The 22,472-nt window shown below is 46.5% G+C and carries 9 protein-coding genes; all 9 read left to right on the top strand.

The features are described from left to right. Positions 1 to 12 precede the first annotated feature (12 nt). The 9 genes from G4P54_RS10495 to ldeG all read left to right on the top strand — a co-directional run bounded on the left by G4P54_RS10495 (position 13) and on the right by ldeG (position 22,464). Positions 13 to 10,839 (top strand): non-ribosomal peptide synthetase, encoded by a 10,827-nt coding sequence (locus tag G4P54_RS10495; protein WP_167872615.1) that lies wholly within the window; start codon positions 13 to 15, stop codon positions 10,837 to 10,839. A 7-nt stretch (positions 10,840 to 10,846) separates the two neighbouring features. Then, a complete protein-coding gene (locus G4P54_RS10490; protein WP_167873862.1) occupies positions 10,847 to 14,680 on the top strand; it encodes a non-ribosomal peptide synthetase in 3,834 nt (1,277 codons plus the stop codon). A gap of 107 nt (positions 14,681 to 14,787) precedes the next feature. After that, positions 14,788 to 15,180, top strand: a complete 393-nt coding sequence (locus G4P54_RS10485) for a DUF1360 domain-containing protein (protein WP_024716449.1) — start codon at positions 14,788 to 14,790, stop codon at positions 15,178 to 15,180. A gap of 152 nt (positions 15,181 to 15,332) precedes the next feature. Then, positions 15,333 to 16,865, top strand: a complete 1,533-nt coding sequence (locus G4P54_RS10480) for a glycoside hydrolase family 10-like protein (RefSeq protein ID WP_167872614.1) — start codon at positions 15,333 to 15,335, stop codon at positions 16,863 to 16,865. A 270-nt stretch (positions 16,866 to 17,135) separates the two neighbouring features. Then, on the top strand, positions 17,136 to 18,278 hold the full coding sequence (locus G4P54_RS10475) for an acyl-CoA dehydrogenase family protein (protein WP_167872613.1): 1,143 nt from the start codon (positions 17,136 to 17,138) through the stop codon (positions 18,276 to 18,278). A gap of 42 nt (positions 18,279 to 18,320) precedes the next feature. Further along, entirely contained in the window at positions 18,321 to 19,970 is a 1,650-nt protein-coding gene (locus tag G4P54_RS10470) for an AMP-binding protein (protein ID WP_167872612.1), read from the top strand. Positions 19,971 to 19,979: 9 nt separating this feature from the next. Beyond that, entirely contained in the window at positions 19,980 to 21,314 is a 1,335-nt protein-coding gene (locus G4P54_RS10465; RefSeq protein WP_167873861.1) for an acetyl-CoA carboxylase biotin carboxylase subunit, read from the top strand. A 14-nt stretch (positions 21,315 to 21,328) separates the two neighbouring features. After that, the gene (locus tag G4P54_RS10460) at positions 21,329 to 21,550 is read left to right on the top strand and encodes an acetyl-CoA carboxylase biotin carboxyl carrier protein subunit (protein WP_167872611.1); all 222 of its coding nucleotides are present in this window, start codon (positions 21,329 to 21,331) and stop codon (positions 21,548 to 21,550) included. Positions 21,551 to 21,564: 14 nt separating this feature from the next. Next, complete coding sequence (ldeG, locus tag G4P54_RS10455) at positions 21,565 to 22,464, top strand: hydroxymethylglutaryl-CoA lyase (protein WP_167872610.1); 900 nt, start codon at positions 21,565 to 21,567, stop codon at positions 22,462 to 22,464. Positions 22,465 to 22,472 lie beyond the last annotated feature (8 nt).

Below are 22,472 nucleotides of genomic sequence, written 5' to 3'. Positions count from 1 at the left end.
AGAGACATGAACATGACAAAAGCGAATTCAATTCAGGATATTTATCCGCTGTCTTACATGCAGGAAGGGATGCTTTTCCATTCCCTCCTGCAAAAAGATTCACAAGCATATGTCGAGCAAGCTTCTTTTACAATAGAAGGGAAAGTCAACCCGCAGTATTTTCAAAACAGCATCAATGCTCTTGTAGCAAGACATGATATTTTCAGAACAATTTTTATCAGTCAACATGTTTCATCTCCCCAGCAGGTTGTCCTGAGAGAACGGAATGTCATCGTACAGGAAAAAGACATCACGCATTTAAACGAAGAGAAGCAGTCACAGTTTATCGAGCAATTGAAAGAAGAGGACCGGGCTCAAGGGTTTCAGTTGCAAAAAGATATGCTCATGCGCATCACTCTGATTCAAACAGGGGAGGGCCAATACACTTGTATTTGGACCTTTCATCACATCATGATGGACGGCTGGTGCCTCAGCATTGTGTTAAAGGAGTTTCTCCATATTTACGCATCTTATGTAAACGAATCCGCTATAACACTTGAGCCGGTCCAGCCATATGGAAGGTATATCAAATGGCTGATGGAGCAAGACAAAGAGCAGGCAGTTTCATATTGGGAACATTATCTTTCCGGCCATGAACAGCAAACTATACTCCCGAAGCAGAAAAAAACAAAGGGGAGAAGCAGGCAGGAATACGTTGCGTTTTCATTCTCTAAGAAAGAAAGCAGCAGGCTTTCGGAGCTTGCGGCGAGGGAAGAAGTAACACTCAGTACGATTTTCCATACCATTTGGGGCATTCTGCTTCAAAAATATAATAATAATGATGACGCCGTATTCGGTTCGGTCATTTCAGGAAGGCCCGCGGAAATCGAAGGCATTGAACATATGGTCGGTCTTTTCATTAACACGATACCGGTTCGGGTGCAGGGGGAAAAAACGTCATTTCTGCAGCTCATAAAAGATATGCAAAAAGACCGCCTTGCCGCTGAAGCATACAGCTACCACCCTTTATATGAGATCCAAACCCGTTCAGCGGTTAAGCAAGGGCTGATTGATCATATACTCGTATTTGAAAACTATCCGGTGCAGCAAGAGATTCAGATGCTGAACAAACAGGAACATGCTTCTGATCTTTTTCAGATTCACAACTTCACTGTGGCAGATGAGACCAACTACAGCTTTTATCTAATGGTGGCGCCAGGAGAAGAAATCCATATGAAAATGAGCTATGATGCTGAACAGCATGATCGGTCTTTTGTGCTTTCAGTCAAGGAGCATCTTCTGAATGCTGTATCACAAATCTTAAATAATCCGAATCTTTCACCCTCAGAAATCGATATTACGACAGACTATGAAAAGCAGCAGCTGATTGGAAACATCGCAGATCACACACCAGTTTGCGAAACCATCCATGCTATGTTTGAAAAGCAAGCGGAAAAGACACCGGATGCTTATGCTGTAATTGATCAAGCCTGCTCATTAACATACAGAGAACTGAACAAATCGGCTAACAAATTAGCGCGGCAGCTGCGAATAAAAGGTGTTGCGAGACAGGAGCCTGTTGCGCTAATAATGGAGCGCTCTGCGGCGTTTATCACCAGCGTTCTTGGCATCTTAAAGGCAGGCGGCGCCATTGTTCCGATTGATCCGTATTATCCGGCTGACAGAATCAGTTATATTCTAAATGACTGCGGCTGTTCGCATGTTGTTTCACAAGCGCATCTTTCCTCATCGCTTGAAAACAATTACTCTATCACTCATGCAGAGGATTTCGAAAGCCAAGAAGATGACAGTAACCTACAGTCAGTCAACGATGCGGACGATCTTCTGTATATGATTTACACATCAGGCACAACAGGTAAACCAAAGGGTGTTCAATTTGAACATCGAAACATGGCTAACTTGCTGAAGTTCGAATATACTCACTCCGGCATTGACTTTGAAGCAGATGTTCTGCAATTTGCGACACCTTCCTTCGACGTCTGCTATCAAGAAATATTTTCTGCGCTCCTGAAAGGCGGCACACTGCACATCGTGCCAGAAGCCATAAAAAGAGATGTGCCGCAGCTGTTTGCATTTATAAACAAGCACCAGACAAAAATTGTATTTCTCCCAACTGCTTTTATCAAAATGATCTTCAGCGAACGGCAATTTGCGAACTCGTTTCCTTATGGCGTGAAACATCTGATTGCAGCCGGAGAACAATTAATAATTTCAGAGCTTTTTCAGGACGTATTGCGCGAGCGCGGCCTGCATCTGCACAATCATTACGGACCTTCAGAAACTCATGTGGTATCTACGTATACCATTCATCCGGGGGACCGTATTCCTGAGTTTCCGCCAATCGGTAAACCGATAGGCTGTACTGATCTATATATTTTGAATCATCAAAAACAGCTGCAGCCCTGCGGCGTACCTGGTGAACTCTATATTTCCGGTGCAAGTGTTGCCAGAGGTTATGTCAATCACGAGAAACTGACACGCGACAAATTTTTAAATGACCCATTCAGGCCTGGTGCAATTATGTACCGGACAGGTGATTTGGCCAGACGGCTTGAGGACGGCAACATCGAATATATCGGACGGGCAGACAATCAAGTGAAAATCAGAGGCTATCGAATCGAGCCGCAAGAAATCGAAATCACATTGATGAACCACCCGGACATTAAGGAAGCCGCCATTCTTATCAGGCAAGACCGAAGCGGTGAACATGAATTATGCGCGTACTATTGCAGTGTACAAAAGCTGGATGCAATAGATTTACGCCGCTATATGGCTAGTGAGCTCCCGGAATACATGATCCCTGCGAAATGGGTACGGGTTGACAGCATACCTCTTACCCCAAACGGCAAAGTAGATCAAGCTGCACTTCCAGAGCCAGATGCTTCAATCGGCGGAAATCCATATACTGCCCCTCGTAATCTGTTAGAGGCAAAGCTTTCACAAATATTTGAAGATGTACTGAATAATGGCCATATAGGCATCCAAGACAACTTTTTTGACCATGGCGGCCATTCGTTAAAAGCAACAGTGCTTATGTCGAGGATCGCTAAGGAATTTCATGTACAAGTTCCGCTAAAGGACATCTTTGCCCATCCGACTGTAGAAGACCTGGCTTCAATCATTCGAGGTGCAGAGGAAAACCAGTATGCGGCCATTGAGCCTGCAGAAGAAAGAGAGACATATCCTGTGTCTTCAGCCCAAAAACGGATATATGTGCTTCAGCAGCTTGATGAGGGTGTCGCCTACAATATGCCTGCGGTCTTAGAACTGGAAGGGATATTGGATGTCGCTAAATTGTCGGCTGTATGTAAAGAACTAATCAGTCGGCATGAGCCTCTTCGGACTTCCTTTGTATCCGGAGAAGATGGCGAGCCTGTTCAGCGTATTCACACTGAAGTACCGTTTACATTAAGTACAGAGACAGCTATCGAAGGATTTGTCCGTCCCTTTGATCTCAGCCAGGCGCCATTATTTAGAGCGGGCCTTATAAAGGTGTCGAATGAGAAGCATGTATTGCTGGTGGATATGCACCATATCATTTCAGATGGTGTATCCGTTCAGCTCCTAATCCGAGAATTCACCGATCTTTATGCAAACCGCCAGCTTAAGCCGCTGCGGATCCAGTATAAAGATTACGCCGTTTGGCATCAGCAATTTAAAAAGGGAGACTCGTATCAAAAGCAGGAGACTTACTGGCAGCAGCAGTTTAGCGGGGATCTTCCTGTACTAGAGCTTCCGACAGATAAACGCCGTCCGGCAGAACGGCAATTCGCAGGCGGCAAAGTAACCTTTCAAATGGATAAAGAGCTCACTGCCCGGATAAAACGGCTCGCTCATAAAAACAGAAGCACACTTTACATGACACTGCTCGCTTTGTATTCAGCTTTTTTATCACGGTTAAGCGGACAGGATGATATTGTGATTGGTTCACCTATCGCCGGACGGCCCCACGCCGACCTTGAAGCTGTTCTTGGGATGTTCGTTAATACATTGGCTCTACGGACACGTCCGGCCGGTAATAAAACATTTGAAGAATTTCTGAAAGAAATCAGACAGACGGCACTGGAAGCGTATGAGCATCAGGATTATCCGTTTGAAGAGCTTGTGGATAAACTAGGCGTACAGCGGGAAATGAGCCGGAATCCACTGTTTGACACAACGCTTGTCCTTCAGAATATGGAACAGCAAAAGCTGAAAATGAAAGATGTACAGCTTCAATGGAGCGACTTGCATCATCCAATATCGAAATTTGATATTTCCCTGTATGTAACAGAACACGATGCCGAGCTTTTCTGTCAGTTTGAATACAGTACAGCTTTGTTTGAGAAAGCGACCATCCAAAGGTGGGCCGGCCTTTTCACCACCCTTGTGGAACATACAGCTGTCAGTCCTGAAACAGAATTGGACAACATTCCAATCTTAACAATAGAAGAAGAGAGAGAGTTTATTGAAGCGTGCCATCCGGTTCAGGGGACAGGCTATCCGATGAATCAAACGCTCCACTATGCACTCGAAAAGCAGGCAGCAAAAACACCTGATCAGACGGCCGTTATCTTTGAAGATGGAGCGATGACCTATAAAGAATTGAACGAACAGGCTAACCGTATCGCCTGGGAGCTGATCGGACGAGGATTAAAATCTGAAACGACTGTTGCCATTATAGGCCGGCGTTCGCCTGAAATGCTGATTGGCATATATGGCATTCTTAAAGCTGGCGGCGCGTATTTGCCCATTGACCCGGATTATCCGGAAGAACGAATCAGCTTTCTGCTGGAGGACAGCGGCACAAACCTTCTCCTGCTTCAGTCTGCCGGCCTGCACGTTCCGGCATTTTCAGGAGAGATTGTCTATCTCAATCAGACAAATAGCGGGCTGAAACATCGTTTGTCCAATCCGAATGCGGACGTTCTCCCGCAATCTTTAGCTTATGTCATCTATACATCCGGCTCTACCGGTAAGCCTAAGGGTGTTGAAGTTGAGCATCGGTCAGCGTTGAATTTTTTAAATTCCCTACAGTCCCGCTATCAGCTTCATCATTCAGATGTGATTATGCACAAAACATCGTATTCATTCGATGCTTCAATATGGGAGCTGTTTTGGTGGCCTTATGCCGGTGCTTCCGTTTATCTGCTTCCTCAGGGTGGCGAAAAAGAACCTGAAGTGATTGCGAAGGCCATAGAGGACCAAAAGATCACAGCTATGCATTTTGTACCTTCGATGCTTCATGCATTTTTAGAATATATAAAATATCGTTCTGTACCGATTAAGACAAACGGACTCAAGCGGGTGTTTTCCGGTGGGGAACAGCTTGGGACCCATCTCGTCTCCCGGTTTTGCGAGTTGCTTCCAAATACTGCACTAACCAATTCCTACGGACCAACGGAGGCAACTGTAGAAGCTTCATTTTTTGATTGTCCGCTGCATGAAAAACTTGAACGGATTCCAATCGGAAAACCTGTTCATCATGTCAGATTGTATATCCTCAATCAAAAGCAGCGGATGCTGCCTGCCGGATGTTTCGGCGAACTGTACATCGCCGGAGCGGGCGTTGCCAGAGGCTATTTGAATCGGCCGGCATTAACGGCAGAGCGTTTTCTTGAGGACCCGTTTTATCCGGGTGAACGCATGTACAAAACAGGGGATGTGGCGCGCTGGCTCCCTGACGGGAATATTGAATTCCTCGGCCGGTTGGATGATCAAGCCAAAATCAGAGGCTACCGGATTGAGCCCGGAGAAATTGAAGCGGCGCTTAGAAACATAGAAGGCATAAGGGAGGCAGCCGTGACCGTACGGACAGACAGCGGCGAGCCAGAATTATGCGCTTATATAGAAGGGCTCCGGAGAAACGAAGTGCGGGCGCAGCTTGAGAGACTGCTGCCGGGCTACATGATCCCAGCCCATCTGATAGAGATGGAACAGTGGCCGGTTACGCCGAGCGGAAAGCTGGACCGAAACGCCCTGCCAGCTCCTGGCGGAGCTGCAGATGCGGAGACATACACGGCGCCGAGAAATGTGACAGAGATCAAGCTTGCCCAGTTATGGGAGGACGTCCTGAAAAACGGCCCTGTCGGCATTCACGACAACTTCTTTGACCGCGGAGGACATTCCTTAAAAGCAACGGCGCTTGTCTCCCGAATCTCAAAAGAATTCGATGTACAGGTGCCGCTGAAAGATGTGTTTGCCCATCCGACGGTAGAAGGGCTGGCTTCCGTTATCCGTGAAGGAACGGACAGCCCATATGAAGCGATGAAACCGGCGGAACTGCGTGAGACCTATCCGGTTTCCTCTGCCCAAAAGCGGATCTATGTCCTTCAGCAGCTGGAGGACGGAGGGACCGGCTACAATATGCCGGCTGTATTGGAACTGGAAGGGAAGCTCGCCCCCGAAAGATTGGACAGAGCTTTCAAAGAGCTGATCAAGCGCCACGAGTCGCTTCGGACATCCTTCGGACAGGATGAAGGCGGCGAGCCGATGCAGCGTATCCATGCCGAGGTGCCGTTTACATTACAGACGGCAGACCTCGGTGAACAAACTGAACAGGAAGCCGCAGCCGCGTTCATCAAACCGTTTGATCTCAGCCAAGCGCCGCTGTTCCGTGCCCAAGTCGTAAAGGCAGCAGATGAACGGCACCTATTGCTGGTTGATATGCATCACATCATATCAGACGGTGTTTCCGTCAACATTCTGATTCGGGAATTCGGGGAGCTGTACAACAACCGGACCCTTCCGGCGCTTCCCATTCAATATAAAGACTACGCTGTATGGCAAGAAGGGTTTAAAAAAGGAGACACGTACCAGACGCAGGAGACGTACTGGCTGAAGCAGCTCGAGGGCGAGCTGCCGGTGCTGGATCTCCCGGCTGATCATACCCGCCCGCCGGTGCGGAGCTTCGCGGGTGACAAGGTCTCATTTACGCTTGATCAAGAGGCAGCATCAAGGCTTCACAAGCTGGCACGGGAGAACAGAAGCACACTGTACATGGTGCTCCTTGCGGCCTACACCGCGTTATTGTCACGCTTAAGCGGACAGGAGGATATCATCGTCGGCTCGCCAATTGCCGGCCGGCCACACAAGGATCTTGAGCCGATACTCGGCATGTTCGTGAACACGCTGGCGCTGCGGACACGCCCGGAGGGCGGGAAGCCGTTTGTGCAGTATCTGCAGGAAGTGCGCGCCACAGCATTGGAAGCCTATGAGCATCAGGATTATCCGTTCGAAGAGCTTGTCGATAAGCTTGGAGTGACGCGGGATATGAGCAGAAACCCGCTATTTGATACCATGTTAGTTGTCCAAAATAATGATTACGAGCCATTGCATCTGCATGATTTGCAAATGAAGCCGGCAGAAGTTTCTCATCTCGTTTCTAAATTCGATTTGACACTACAAGCATCTGAGGGTGACGGAAACATTCATTTTCTTTTTGAATATTCAACCGCACTGTTTGAGAAAACCACCATGGAACGCTGGGCATCTCATTTGACAAATGTCCTTCGCATCATCGGCAAAAATCCAGAGGTGACACTCAACCGTATCGACATCCTGACCCAAGAAGAGCGGAACCAGCTGCTCAATGAGTTTAACCTCAGGAAAGCAAATCAATACGAAGAACAAACAATCAGTCGATTGTTTGAGCAGCAGGCTGCACGAACTCCAAAAGCCTCTGCACTTGTCATCGGAGACAAAACACTCACTTATCAGGAGCTTGACGAGTGGTCCAATGGAATCGCACACACATTGCGCAGCAGAGGTGTTAAACCGGACACACCAGTAGGCATCATGATGCCTCGTTCGTTCAGCATGATAGCAGCCATACTTGGTGTGTGGAAGGCAGGCGGCTGTTACGTTCCCATTGATCCTGAATACCCATCGGAACGGAAACGCTATATTCTCAGCGATAGCGGAGCGAAACTGCTGATGACAGTAAATGAAGCGGATTGGAGAGCTGATGATGATTTTGAAGGAGAGATCTTGACCGTCGAAAACGCGGAGACATACGACAAATCATCGCTTCCGCAAGTATCGTCTGCTCATCATTTGGCCTATATCATTTATACATCAGGAACGACGGGCCGCCCAAAAGGGGTAATGGTCGAGCACCGCAATGTAATCAGTCTCTTAAAGCATCAAAATCTGCCTTTTGAATTTGGCCATGAAGACGTCTGGACGTTCTTTCATTCATATTGCTTTGATTTCTCTGTATGGGAAATGTTTGGTGCGTTATTGAACGGAAGTACACTTGTTGTGGTCTCTAAGGAAACAGCCCGTGATCCTCAAGCATTCCGATTATTGTTAAAAAAAGAACGCGTCACTGTACTCAATCAGACCCCGACAGCTTTTTACGGCCTGATGCATGAAGATCGAAACCATTCGGATCGTTTAAACATCCGATACGTCATTTTTGGCGGCGAAGCTTTACAGCCCGGCATGCTTCAAAGCTGGAATGATAAATATCCTGATACTGATTTGATCAATATGTACGGTATTACAGAAACGACGGTACATGTCACATTCAAAAAATTGTCCGCAGCTGATATTGCCGCAAATAGAAGCAATATCGGACGACCTCTTTCAACTCTGCAGGCTTATGTGATGGATGCTCATATGAACCTGCAGCCGATCGGAGTTCCAGGGGAGCTTTATATAGGCGGTGAAGGCGTGGCGCGGGGATATCTCAACAGAGATGAGCTGACAGCTGACCGCTTTGTACCCAATCCGTATCTTCCGAAAGACAGATTATATCGAACCGGAGACCTTGCGAAACGCCTGTCAAATGGCGAACTGGAATACTTAGGCCGCATTGATGATCAGGTGAAAGTCAGAGGGCACCGTATTGAGTTGGGTGAAATCCAAGCGGCTCTTCTTCAGCATCCGATTATTAAAGAGGCAGCTGTCATTACAAAAACAGATGAGCAAGGACAAACAGCTGTTTATGCATACATGGTGACAAAAGATCAACAGGCTGCAAATACATCAGATATTCGCGCTTCTCTCAAAACCATGCTGCCTGACTTTATGCTGCCGGCCCGTTTGATACAGATTGAAAGCATCCCGCTGACTGTTAATGGAAAACTTGATCAGAAAGCCCTGCCCGAACCCGAGAAACACGCTTATCCTGCTGATGATATCAGCCCAAGAAACGAGATTGAAAAGGTGGTGGCAGAAATTTGGGAGGAGCTTCTTAGTGTGGATGAGCTGGGCGTAAACGCTAATTTCTTTGAGCTGGGCGGAGATTCTATTAAAGCGCTGCAAGTTTGTGCCAGACTGAAGCAGCGCGGATTTGAAACGACAGTACGTGAGATGTTTGAACATCAGACTATTGGTGAACTGTCCGCTCGGGTTCGAAAAGCTGTGCGCGTCATTGACCAAGCTCCGGTTGAGGGAGACGTGCAATGGTCGCCTGTTCAGAAATGGTTTCTGTCTCAAGATATAAAAGAAAAACACCATTTTAATCAGTCCGTCATGCTGCATCGGAGCACCTCTATACAAGAAGACGCACTGCGCAAAACGTTAAAAGCAATAACAAGTCATCATGATGCGCTGCGGATGGTGTTTTCACAGAATGAACAAGGATATTGGGATCAATATAATCGGCCGATCAGTCATTCGGACGATGCACTGTATGGCCTTCAGATGATTGATTTATCAGCTTCAAAAGGTACTAACGGAAATAGAGCGTATGAGCCTATTATCAAACGCCATGTACGTGATATTCAGCAGAAAATGGATTTGAAGAATGGTCCGCTGCTGCAAGCCGGTCTTTTCCGCACAACCGACGGTGATTTCTTATTTTTATCGGCTCATCACTTCGTCGTTGACGGCATCTCGTGGCGGGTTCTGCTTGAAGATTTGTCTTTAGGGTATCGCCAAGCTGCTGGCGGGGAAGATATCAAACTGCCGCCTAAAACAAGCTCGTTTAAAGCGTATGCGAAAAAGCTTTCTGGCTATGCAGAAAGCCAGCAGCTTATAAAACAGCTCAAGTATTGGCGCGAAACCGAAGAATATCAAACAGAAGCACTGCCTTTTGATCAAATCGACGGACCCATAGCAAACGAGAGAAAACGATCCACCATTTCGTTTACATTAAACGATAAAGAGACAGCTGCGCTTTTAAAAGATGCCAACAGCGCATACAACACAGATACTCAGGATTTGCTTCTCGCTTCTGTCATTCTCGCGCTGCGCCATTGGACCAATCAATCCGCCTTCAAGCTATCATTAGAAAGCCACGGGCGAGAGGATGTATTAGACGGGGTTGATGTGAGCCGTACGGTTGGATGGTTTACCGCCATTTATCCGTTATTGATTAAACTGAACGCAGACTTGCCAGATTCGGAAGAAGGCATCGTTCATGTGCTAAAAACAACAAAAGATACACTGAGACGTGTACCAGACAAAGGATTCGGCTACGGTGTCATCAAATATTTGACGCCGCCTGACAAAAAAGACATCAATTTCACAGGCGCGCCGGAAATCAGCTTCAATTATTTGGGGCAATTTGAAAGCGGCAGCCCAGCTGAAGCACCTGAGGAGGACACCTTCTCATTCTCTCCGCTTGGTGCCGGGGATGATATCAGCACAACATGGAACCGTGAACAGTCGCTGGATATCAGCGCAATCGCTGCAGAAGGAAAACTGTCTGTCAATATGACTTATGACAATGCCCGCTTTCAGCGCAAAACCATCGAACAGCTTAGCGAAACATGCCGTCAATTTTTATTACAGCTGATCGAACACTGCCAGAACAAAAGCGAAACAGAAAAGACCATCAGTGATTTTGATGATCAAGAACTGACCGAGGACGCGCTGCAAGAGATTGCTGATATGCTCAGTTTTCACTAATGAATCCGTGAAGAAAGGTGCAGATACTATGGATAACATCAAAAAAATCAAGAACATTTATCCTCTGAGTCATATGCAGGAGGGAATGCTGTTTCATTCCTTCCTCCGTAAAGAGGAGGGGGCATACGTTGAGCAGTCGCTCTTCACCATTAAAGGGAGCCTCAGTTATGAATGGTTTCAGCGCAGCATTCAAACCATCATCGACCGCCATGACATTTTCAGAACCGTGTTTTTGCCGCACGTCCCGCATTTGTCGGGACCCCGGCAAGTCGTGATGACAGAACGAGAATTCCATTTGTACAGCGAAGACATTTCCCATCTGCCAACAAACAGGCAGAATGAGTATATTGAATGCTTTAAGGAAAAGGACAAGCAAAAAGGCTTTGATTTGCAAAAAGACATGCTGATGCGGATTTATCTATTCAAAACAGCTGAAGAGGAGCATGTTTGCATCTGGAGCCACCATCACATTTTAATGGACGGCTGGTGCCTTGGCATCGTTCTTCAGGAATTTATGCGGATTTATCAATCGATTCATGCAGGAAAACCGCTTTCTTTAGACCCTGTCCATCCGTACAGCACCTATATTTCCTGGCTGACAAACCGTGACAAAGAAACAGCAGCGGAGTACTGGGATTCATATTTAAAAAACTACAGCACCCCCTCACCGCTGCCTCGTGTGTCCGATGAAGAAACAAAAGAGGGGTATCAACGTGAAGATTTGATATTTTCATTAAATAAACCACTGACAGACAAGCTCAAAGAGACTGCCAAACAACATGGCGTCACGCTTGCCACCTTTATTCAGGCAGTTTGGGGTGTGATGCTGCAGCAATATAACCGCACCGACGACGTTGTATTTGGCGCGGTTGTCTCAGGCAGACCGTCAGAAATTCCGGGTGTGGAACAAATGATAGGATTGTTTATCAATACCATTCCGGTTCGCATTAAAACATTTCAAGGCGAAACGTTTCAGGAGCTGGTCAGACGACGCCAGAAAGAAATGCTGGAAGCTGAGCCGTTTACCTGCCAGCCTTTATTTGATATTCAGGCAAACACCGCTTTAAAACAGGAACTGATTGATCACATTATTGTCTTTGAAAACTATCCGATACAGCAGAAAATCGCCGATTCCGCGGATTCACCACTGCAAATCGATCAAGTGAAGGTATCCGAGCAATCAGGATATCACTTTAATCTTGTCGTTGCTCCCGGCGAAGAACTGATCATCAAATTCAGCTATAATGCGTTCATTTACGATGCTGCCTGGATTAGGTGCATCAAAAGGCAATTTACACAAGCGCTAAGCACAGCGGCCCATCACCCTGATACGCCAATTGTTGATTTTTCTTTTCTTGATGCTACAGAAAAAGAGCAGATTGTCACACAGTTCAACAATACAAAAACAGAATATCCAAAGAATCATACAATTATAGATTTATTTCGTGAACAAGCAGAAAAGACGCCGGACCATATCGCACTTGTGTGTGGGAATTTGACTTTTTCGTATGAAGAGCTTGATAAACGCTCTAATTCACTCGCCAGAGCGTTATATCAAAAAGGGTTTCGGAAGAACGAGACAGCCGGCATATTGGCTGCTCATTCTGCCGAATTCATGATCAGTGTGCTTGCCGTTTTAAAAGCAGGGGGAGCATACCTCCCGCTTGATGCCGAGCTTCCGCCTGAACGTGTCAGCTTTATGCTTGAGGAAACGCAGGCAGAAATACTGATTATTCAAAAGGGGCTGGAGCAAAACGCTGCGTTCTCAGGGACATGTATCATTTCAGATGCGCAGGCATTGACGGAAGAGAATGATATCCCAATCAATATCACCTCCAGTCCGGATGATCTTGCATACATCATGTATACCTCAGGATCAACAGGCCGGCCGAAAGGCGTCATGATCACCAATCGCAATGTCGTGTCCCTTGTCAAAAACAGCAATTACACGTCTGTATCCGTTGATGACCGATTTATTCTGACTGGATCTATCAGCTTTGACGCCGTCACCTTTGAAATGTTTGGGGCACTTTTACATGGTGCAAGTCTTCATATCATTGATAAATCGACACTGCTGTCACCCGATCGGTTTGGGGTGTATTTGCTTGAAAATGACATCACAGTGCTATTTTTAACTACGGCTCTTTTTAATCAGCTGGCACAGGTACAACCAGACATGTTCCGCGGTCTTCATACGTTATATGTTGGTGGAGAAGCACTCTCGCCTGCCCTGATGAATGCTGTCAGACACGCCTGTCCAGATTTGGCACTTCATAATATTTACGGGCCTACGGAAAACACGACATTTTCAACCTTTTTTAAGATAGAAAGAGACTATGCAGGACCCATCCCAATCGGAAAACCAATCAGCAATAGCGCCGCTTTGATCTTAGATGCAAAAGGCCGTCTTTTGCCGATAGGCGTTCCCGGCGAACTTTGTGTCGGCGGCGATGGAGTTGCAAAAGGCTATTTGAACAGAGATGATCTGACAAAGGCTGTTTTTTTTCCTCATCCTTACTTGTCTGGAGAAAGAATATACCGCACCGGTGATTTGGCGCGTTGGCTGCCCGATGGAAACTTGGAATACATCAGCAGGATTGATAGGCAGATAAAAATCCGGGGAAAACGAATTGAGCCCGCCGAAATTGAAGCGCGCCTATTAGAAATGGAAGGCGTGCAGGAAGCGGCAGTGACATTGAGAGAAATTGACGGAGAGGGACAGCTGTACACTCACTACGTCGGCGATGACAAACGAGCAGAAAAGGAGATACGTGCCGATTTGGCGCGTGTGCTCCCAGACTATATGATCCCGCAGCACTGGGTGCGTGTAGACCGGATGCCGCTTACCGGAAACGGAAAAATAGACCGCAGCGCTCTTCCTATACCAGAAAATAAACCTGACAAACGGAAGGACATTACGCTGCCAAGAAACTTGGTTGAAGAAGAATTGGCGAACATTTGGAAGCATGTTCTTGGAGTCAATCCAATCAGTATTGATGATGACTTCTTTGCTCTTGGCGGACATTCACTAAAAGCGCTGCAAGTCATACACACATTGAAGCATCAGCAGCAAATAGACATACCGATTGATTTCTTGTTCGAATATCCGACAATCGCTCAGCTTGCTGAAAAACTTTATTCTAAACAGCTGACAGCGGCAGATGAACAGCATGTGATCAAACTGAACCAGCACGGCGAGCGAAACCTTTTCTGCTTTCCGCCAATATCAGGATTTGGCATTTATTTCAAAGACCTTGCTTTATTGCTGAATGACAAGGCATTTGTCTACGGATTTCACTTTATTGAACATGACGCCCGCATTGAACAATATGTCAATTGCATCACAGACATACAGTCAGAAGGCCCATACGTTTTATTAGGCTACTCCGCAGGCGGAAACCTAGCCTTTGAAGTGGCGCAGGCGATGGAGCGCAAAGGATTGGATGTCAGTGACCTCATTATCGTAGACGCTTATCTAAAAGAGCGGCCTTTACTTGTCGATACCGTGAATGACGAATCTGCAGTATACCTGCCTGAAGCGGTCAGGGAAAAGGTGATGAAGAAAAAAAGAAATTATCATGAATATTGGGCGCAGCTGCTGAATGAAGGGCACCTCGAAGCGAACATTCATTTCATTGAAGCTGGAATTCAAACCGAAACCAGTGAGAATACAGACTTAACAAAATGGAAAGGCGCCGCTTACGGAAACTACAGCGAATACACTGGTTTTGGCGCTCATAAAGACATGCTGGAAGGCACATATGCTGAGAAAAACGCTGACATCATCCTCGGCATTTTAGACAAGATCACTTCAAATAAAGCACTGCTGCACAAACGATAAAGCGATTTAGCGGACAGAGGCATTCTCTGTCCGCCTTTCTTTTTACATCAAGAATGGATATAAAACACGAGGGAATGATAACATCATCCTTTTTGTTGGAGGCTGTTATGGACCATTTCTCTTGGCTTACTTTTATCATGCTGATTCTAGCCAGCTACAGGCTGACACATTTAATTGTATTTGACAAAATCACGGAATTTATCCGGAAACCATTTATGAAAAAGAAAAAAATCGTTGATCAAAACGGTCATGTGAACGAAAAAAGCGTGCCGGCTTCTAACTTTGGATATATGCTCAATTGCTATTGGTGTGCCGGCGTTTGGTGTGCCATCTTGATCGGACTGGGCTATCTCTTTTTGCCTCGTATCGCAGTTCCAGTAATCTTTATTTTAGCCATCGCAGGAGCTCAAGCGATTCTTGAAACAGCTGTCGGGGTCGGCGTAAAACTGATTGATGTGTTAAAGAGCCTGCAAACTATGATAAATGATAAAAAGTCCTAAAGCGGCGGACAAATGCTTCAGGACTTTTTTCGTTTGTCTGGTGATATAGACATAAATCCTGATTTCTTCAATTTCATTAAGCACCCTTTTCCCCCCTGGGAATACGGTAATAACGAATAGTGAAAGCGATGTAATGGGGGAGAAGAAATAGAATGAATGTTCGACAAAAGCCGATTGTCCGTTTCCTTGTCAGCTTGATCATCGGGACGTTTGTCATCTCCGTTCCGTTTATGGCCAATGCGCAGCCTGACAGGGAACTGAGAGCCGTATGGATTGCTTCCGTATTAAACATTGATTGGCCGTCAAAAAAGGGGTTATCAGCCGAAGAACAGAAGCAGGAGTATATCAAGCTGCTGGACGATGTGCAGACATTGGGAATGAATGCCGTTATTGTTCAGATTAAACCGACTGCAGACGCCTTTTATCCATCCGATTATGGCCCTTGGTCCGAATACTTAACCGGTGTCCAAGGGAAAGACCCGGGCTATGACCCGCTTAAATTTATGATTGAAGAAACCCATAAACGAAATTTGGAGTTTCACGCATGGTTTAATCCTTACCGCATTACGATGAATCATACGGATCTCAATAAATTGTCTGAGAATCACCCGGCAAGAAAGCATCCAGACTGGGTTGCCGCATATGGAAAGCAGCTTTATTATCATCCGGGCATCCCCGAAACCAGAGATTTTATCGTCAAAGGTATTGAAGAAGTGGTCAAACAGTATGATATCGATGCCGTTCATATGGACGATTATTTTTACCCTTATAAAATAGCTGGACAGGAATTTCCTGATCAAGCTCAGTATGAACAATACGGAAAAGATGCTTTTTCCAATATCGATGACTGGCGGCGGGATAACGTGAACCAGCTGGTCAAACAAATCAACGATACGATTAAAGCCGCAAAACCGTATGTCAAATTCGGCATCAGCCCCTTTGGCGTATGGAGAAACGCGGCAGATGACCCGACCGGATCAAACACGAAAGCAGGCGTCAGAAATTATGACGATCTATACGCAGATACGAGACACTGGATTCAACAAGGCGACATTGATTATATCGCCCCGCAAATATATTGGAGTATCGGCTTCAACGCAGCGGCGTACGACGTATTGGCTGATTGGTGGAGCAATGAAGTCAAAAATAAGCCGGTGCATTTATATATTGGCCAGGCAGCTTATAAAATCAATAACAATTTTGACGCGCCATGGTCTGACCCCGAGGAATATGTAAGGCAAATCAACTTGAACCGTCAACTTGCGCTTGTAAAAGGAAGCATGCATTTCAGCCTTAAAGACCTCAACAAAAATCCGCTCGGCATCAAAGACAGGCTCACCACCGAGCTTTACAGCAGGCCGGCACTCATTCCGGAAATGCCTTGGCTTGACAGTACCGCCCCCAAAAAACCAAAACTTACGAAAGTGACCGAAGACAAAAACGGCAATCTTCTGCACATTCAAGACCACCCATCAAATCAGCAATCGAAAGAAACAGCCTATTATGCGATATACAGAGCCGAAGGCAGAAAGCACAAAACATTGCTGGCAACCGCAAGAAAAACAAATGAGCAGCAAACCTACTTAGATGACACGGCAGACCCAAACAAGGAGTACACGTATTATCTCACTTCAGCAGATCGGCTTCATAACGAAAGCAAGGCTTTCAAACGAACAACAAAATAAGAAATGAGAAGGACGGCTTTCTATAGTCGTCTTTTTTTCGGCCGAGGAACCCTCTCGTTCTTTCTCTGTCAAAATCTCGATCTCCCTTTGGAATCATCCCATCATCTTCCCCGTACGATCCAAAAGGCAAGTCATTGCATTTGCTCTATGGATGGCTTACTCATTTTCACTAAAAAATGAACCAATTTCAATTTTCAGATTTCTTTTGTCAGGGAATGATTACAGAACTTGCCTAATAGGATGTTACAAAGATGTGAAGGAGGAAACTATGTGAATTTTGAGCTGACAAAAGAACAGCAAATGGTGCGTGAAATGGTAAAGGATTTTGCGAAAAAAGAAATTGCTCCTCACGCTGAACACGTAGATCAAACGGGCGAGTTCCCGATTCAAACATTTAAAAAAATGGGTGAACTCGGACTGATGGGCATTCCATTTCCAGAAGAATACGGCGGATCGGGAGGAGATACGATTTCATATGCTTTAGCCGTTGAAGAAATCGGCAAAGCTTGCGGCAGTACTGGATTAAGCTATGCAGCAGCGGTCTCACTCGGCGCAAGTCCTCTTTATTATTTCGGAACAGAAGATCAAAAGCGGGCGCATTTGACTCCGCTGGCTTCTGGCAAAGCGCTCGGGTCATTCGGCCTGACGGAACCAAATGCCGGCTCAGATGCAGGAGGCACTCAAACAAAAGCGGTAACAAATGGTGACGAGTATGTCATCAACGGCGAAAAATGCTGGATCACGAATGCAAGCTATGCACGAACGGTGATTGTAACCGCGGTAACAGGCAAAAACAAAGACGGAAAAAACATCATCTCCGCTTTGATCGTGCCAACCGACACACCCGGACTTACGATTACGAGCCCGTACGATAAAATGGGCGTCCGCGGTTCAAATACAGCGGAAATTTTGCTTGAGGATGTCAGAGTGCCTGCTGGCAACTTACTCGGCGATCCGACAAAAGGGTTTAAACAGTTTCTGTACACGCTGGACGGCGGACGGATCTCCATCGCCGCGCTTGCAGTCGGCATCGCTCAAGCGGCATTTGAAGCATCATTAGCCTATGCGAAAGAACGAAAGCAGTTCGGACAGCCGATTTCTTCCTTTCAGGCGATTCAATTTAAGCTTGCCGACATGGCGATGGAAATTGACTTGGCACGGCAAATGGTGTTAAAAGCCGCTTGGCTGAAAGACCATCATCGCCCGTTCACAAAAGAAGCGGCGTATGCCAAGCTGTTCGCATCAGAAATGGCGACAAGAGCTTGCAATCAAGCCATTCAGATCCATGGAGGTTCAGGCTATATGAAAGAATATGGGGTAGAACGGATGCTGCGGGACGCCAAATTAATGGAGATCGGTGAAGGCACATCTGAAATTCAGCGTATCGTGATTGCCAGACAGCTTTTAACATAAAATGCAAACGCTTTCCGATCACTTGGAAAGGAGGAATAATGTATGGCTGAACTCATCCATTTCACAATCGGCAGGCTGCTCGAACAAACAGCTGAAGCCTACCCTGATCAAGAGGCCGTAGTTTATCCAGACAGACATATCCGCTATACGTACGCCCAATTTAACAGCCTGTGCCGTCAAACCGCTAAAGGACTTATGCGGATGGGAATTAGAAAAGGAGATCATGTCGCGATATGGGCTTCAAATATCCCCGAATGGCTTGCCGTTCAGTTCGCCACGGCAAAAATCGGAGCCGTTCTTGTGACCGTCAATACGAATTATCAAGCTCATGAGCTCGATTACTTGCTGACGCAATCAGATGCCGCCGCGCTTATTGTCATGGAGTCGTACCGCGGCACTTCTTACACAAACATCTTGAAGAGCCTCATTCCCGAGCTGCAAGAAGCAGAGCCCGGCCAGCTGACATCAGAACGATATCCCTTTTTAAAAACGCTGATTTATATCGGTGAAAAACGTTTGCCCGGCATGTATCATTGGAACGATACAGAGATACTGGCGAAAACAGTGACAGATGCTGAGCTGGAAGCGAGAATGAACAGCCTTGAAAAAGACGATGTGATGAACATGCAGTATACATCAGGGACGACGGGGTTTCCTAAAGGGGTCATGCTGAGCCATTTTAATGTCATCAATAACGCCGCCAATATCGCAGAATGTATGGCATTAACCTCTCAAGACCGCATGTGCATCCCGGTTCCGTTTTTTCACTGCTTCGGATGCGTGCTCGGGGTTTTGGCGTGTGTGTCGGTCGGAGCAGCCATGATACCTGTACAAGAATTTGATCCCGTTACCGTCCTTAAAACCGTCGAAAAAGAGAAATGCACAGCGCTCCACGGCGTGCCGACCATGTTTATCTCAGAGCTGCATCATCCGGATTTTCAAGCATATGATTTATCGACGCTCCGAACAGGCATCATGGCCGGCTCTCCTTGTCCGAGTGAAGTGATGAAAGCCGTCATTGAAAAGATGGGTATGACAGATGTTACGATCGCCTATGGACAAACCGAAGCCTCACCGGTCATTACGCAAACGAGGGCAAATGATTCGTTCATCAGGAGGGTCGAAACAACCGGCCGCGCTCTGCCTCATGCAGAAGTAAAAATTGTAGAACCAGGGACATGCCGAGAAGTTCAAAGAGGCGTGCAAGGTGAGCTATGCACCCGCGGATACCATGTCATGAAAGGCTATTATAAAGATGAAGAAGCGACTAGAAAAGCAATCCATCCCGATGGATGGCTGTTCACCGGAGACCTTGCTGTCATGGATGAAGAGGGGTACTGCCGCATTACCGGGAGATTAAAAGACTTGCTCATCAGAGGCGGTGAGAACATTTATCCGCGGGAAATCGAAGAATTTTTATACCGACATCCCGCTATTTTAGATGTACAGGTTGTTGGTGTGCCTGACGTCAAATTCGGGGAGGAGGCCGCTGCCTGGATTAAGCTGAAAGACGGAAAAACCGTTTCATCTGAAGAGCTTAAAGCCTATTGCAAAGGGAAAATCGCCCGCCACAAAATTCCGCGTTATGTAATTTTTACAGACGAATACCCGATGACGGCTTCAGGCAAAATTCAAAAATATAAACTGCGGGAAAAAACGATTGAAATGTTCAATTTATCATCAACTCAATGAGGTGAAATGATGTTTACAAAAGTGCTGATCGCCAACCGCGGAGAGATTGCAATGAGAATTATCCGAACGTGCAGCCGTCTCGGTATCCAAACGATCGCGATTTATTCAGAAGCAGACAGAGACGCACCCCATACAAAGGCGGCCGCAGAGGCTTATTTGATCGGAGAATCAAGAGTCAGTGAAAGTTATTTACATATAGAGAGAATCATAGAAACGGCGAAAAAAGCAAACGCAGACGCCATCCATCCCGGCTATGGATTATTATCAGAAAACAGCCGGTTCGCTGAACGCTGCAAGCAAGAAAACATCGTGTTTATCGGCCCTTCACCCGATATCATCGCAAAGATGGGCAGCAAAATTGAAGCGCGAAAAGCAATGGAAGCGGCCGGTGTCCCTGTCGTTCCCGGTGTTTCTGAATCCCTTGGAGATATCCAGGCTGCCTGCCGCACTGCAAGCCAAATTGGCTATCCAGTCATGCTGAAAGCCTCAGCGGGCGGAGGCGGCATCGGTATGCAGCTTGTTCAAAATGAGGAAGCATTGATAAAGGCGTACGAGGGGAACAAAAAGCGCGCAGCAGATTTTTTCGGCGACGGGTCGATGTATATCGAAAAAGTTATTGAACATGCCCGCCACATTGAAGTTCAGCTTTTGGCCGATCAGTACGGCCATACAGTACACCTGTTTGAGCGCGATTGCTCTGTTCAAAGGCGGCATCAAAAAGTCATTGAAGAAGCGCCGTCACCATTTGTAGACGATGATCTCAGAATGAAGCTCGGGCAAACGGCGGTAAAAGCAGCAAAAGCGATCGGCTATACGAACGCAGGCACCATCGAATTTTTAGTAGACCCGAATCAACACTTTTATTTCCTCGAAATGAATACGAGATTGCAAGTTGAACACCCCGTAACTGAAGAAATTACGGGACTGGATTTAGTTGAGCAACAGTTACGGATTGCTGCGGGCCATACACTCGCATTCTCCCAGCAAGACATCAAACGAAACGGGCATGCGATCGAAGTTCGAATATACGCGGAAGATCCCAAGACATTCTACCCGTCACCAGGTACGATCACTGCGTTTTCACTCCCTGACCAAAAAGGAGTCAGGCACGAATGTGCTGTGGCTAAAGACAGCACCGTTACCCCTTTTTATGACCCGATGATCGCCAAGATGATTGTCAAAGGCCAAACGAGAGCGGAAGCAATTGAAAAGCTGGAGACAGCGCTCCGCGACTACCGGGTAGAGGGCATCAAAACAAACCTTCCGCTTCTTATCCAGGCTGCAGAAACAAAAGCATTTAAAGAAGGGAATGTCACGACTGACTTTTTGAAACAACACTTATAAAGGAGGCAGGTGTCATGACAGTTAAGATACAAATGGCGGGAAACTTGTGGAAAGTGCACGTCAAAGCCGGCGACCACATTGAAAAAGGCCAAGAAGTTGCCATTTTGGAATCAATGAAAATGGAAATCCCGATCGTTGCGGACAGAAGCGGAACTGTAAAAGAAGTCAAAAGACATGAGGGCGATTTCGTGAATGAAGGAGATGTGCTGCTCGAACTGATCGATTCCACCCAATAATCTGGAGGAAGGCCATGTTATATCCTAAAAAAGTGAAGATCAAAGAAGTCGGCCCGCGTGACGGCTTACAAAACGAGAATGTATGGATCGCAACAGAAGATAAAATCTCTTGGATCAACCAGCTTTCCCGGACTGGGCTTTCGTATATCGAAATCACATCCTTCGTTCACCCGAAATGGATCCCGATGCTTCGAGATGCAATAGACGTGGCAAAAGGCATTAACCGTGAAAAAGGGGTGACGTACGCGGCACTTGTCCCGAACCAAAAGGGGCTGGAGAATGCCCTTAAAGGAGGCATTGACGAAGCCTGCGTCTTTATGTCAGCCAGCGAGACGCACAACAGAAAAAACATCAATAAATCCATTGCTGACACACTTCATATCCTCAAACAAGTAAACGATGACGCAAAAAAAGCAAACCTCATAACAAGAGCCTACCTTTCAACCGTTTTCGGCTGTCCGTACGAAAAAGATGTCCCCCTTGAACAAGTCATCCGCCTTTCTGAAACATTATTTGAATTCGGAATTTCTGAACTGTCGCTTGGAGATACGATTGGAGCGGCAAATCCCGTCCAAGTTGAAATCGTTCTTGAAGCTCTTTTGGCACGCTTTCCGGCCAAGCAAATCGCCCTGCATTTTCATGATACGAGAGGAACGGCGCTGGCCAACATGGTCGCAGCTCTCCAAATGGGCATTACTGTGTTCGACGGCTCGGCAGGCGGGCTGGGGGGCTGTCCATATGCTCCGGGTTCGTCAGGAAACGCCGCAACTGAGGATATCGTTTACATGCTGGAACAGATGGACATCAAAACCAATGTAAAGCTCGATAAACTACTATCTGCGGCCAAATGGATAGAGGAAAAAATGGGCAAACAGCTGCCAAGCCGAAATCTAAAGGTATTCAAATCATCTTGATAAAAGAG

It is taken from the genome of Bacillus tequilensis, from assembly GCF_012225885.1.
GTDB classification, from domain to species: domain Bacteria; phylum Bacillota; class Bacilli; order Bacillales; family Bacillaceae; genus Bacillus; species Bacillus tequilensis.
This window is presented reverse-complemented; position numbering and strand designations above follow the sequence as displayed.

What these genes read in the sequence shown, in the direction of transcription:
- G4P54_RS10480 (WP_167872614.1), top strand. Translation starts at nt 15,333, where the DNA reads ATGAATGTTCGACAAAAGCCGATTGTCCGTTTCCTTGTCAGCTTGATC.
- G4P54_RS10465 (WP_167873861.1), top strand. Translation starts at nt 19,980, where the DNA reads ATGTTTACAAAAGTGCTGATCGCCAACCGCGGAGAGATTGCAATGAGA.
- G4P54_RS10460 (WP_167872611.1), top strand. Translation starts at nt 21,329, where the DNA reads ATGACAGTTAAGATACAAATGGCGGGAAACTTGTGGAAAGTGCACGTC.
- ldeG (WP_167872610.1), top strand. Translation starts at nt 21,565, where the DNA reads ATGTTATATCCTAAAAAAGTGAAGATCAAAGAAGTCGGCCCGCGTGAC.
- G4P54_RS10485 (WP_024716449.1), top strand. Translation starts at nt 14,788, where the DNA reads ATGGACCATTTCTCTTGGCTTACTTTTATCATGCTGATTCTAGCCAGC.
- G4P54_RS10495 (WP_167872615.1), top strand. Translation starts at nt 13, where the DNA reads ATGACAAAAGCGAATTCAATTCAGGATATTTATCCGCTGTCTTACATG.
- G4P54_RS10470 (WP_167872612.1), top strand. Translation starts at nt 18,321, where the DNA reads ATGGCTGAACTCATCCATTTCACAATCGGCAGGCTGCTCGAACAAACA.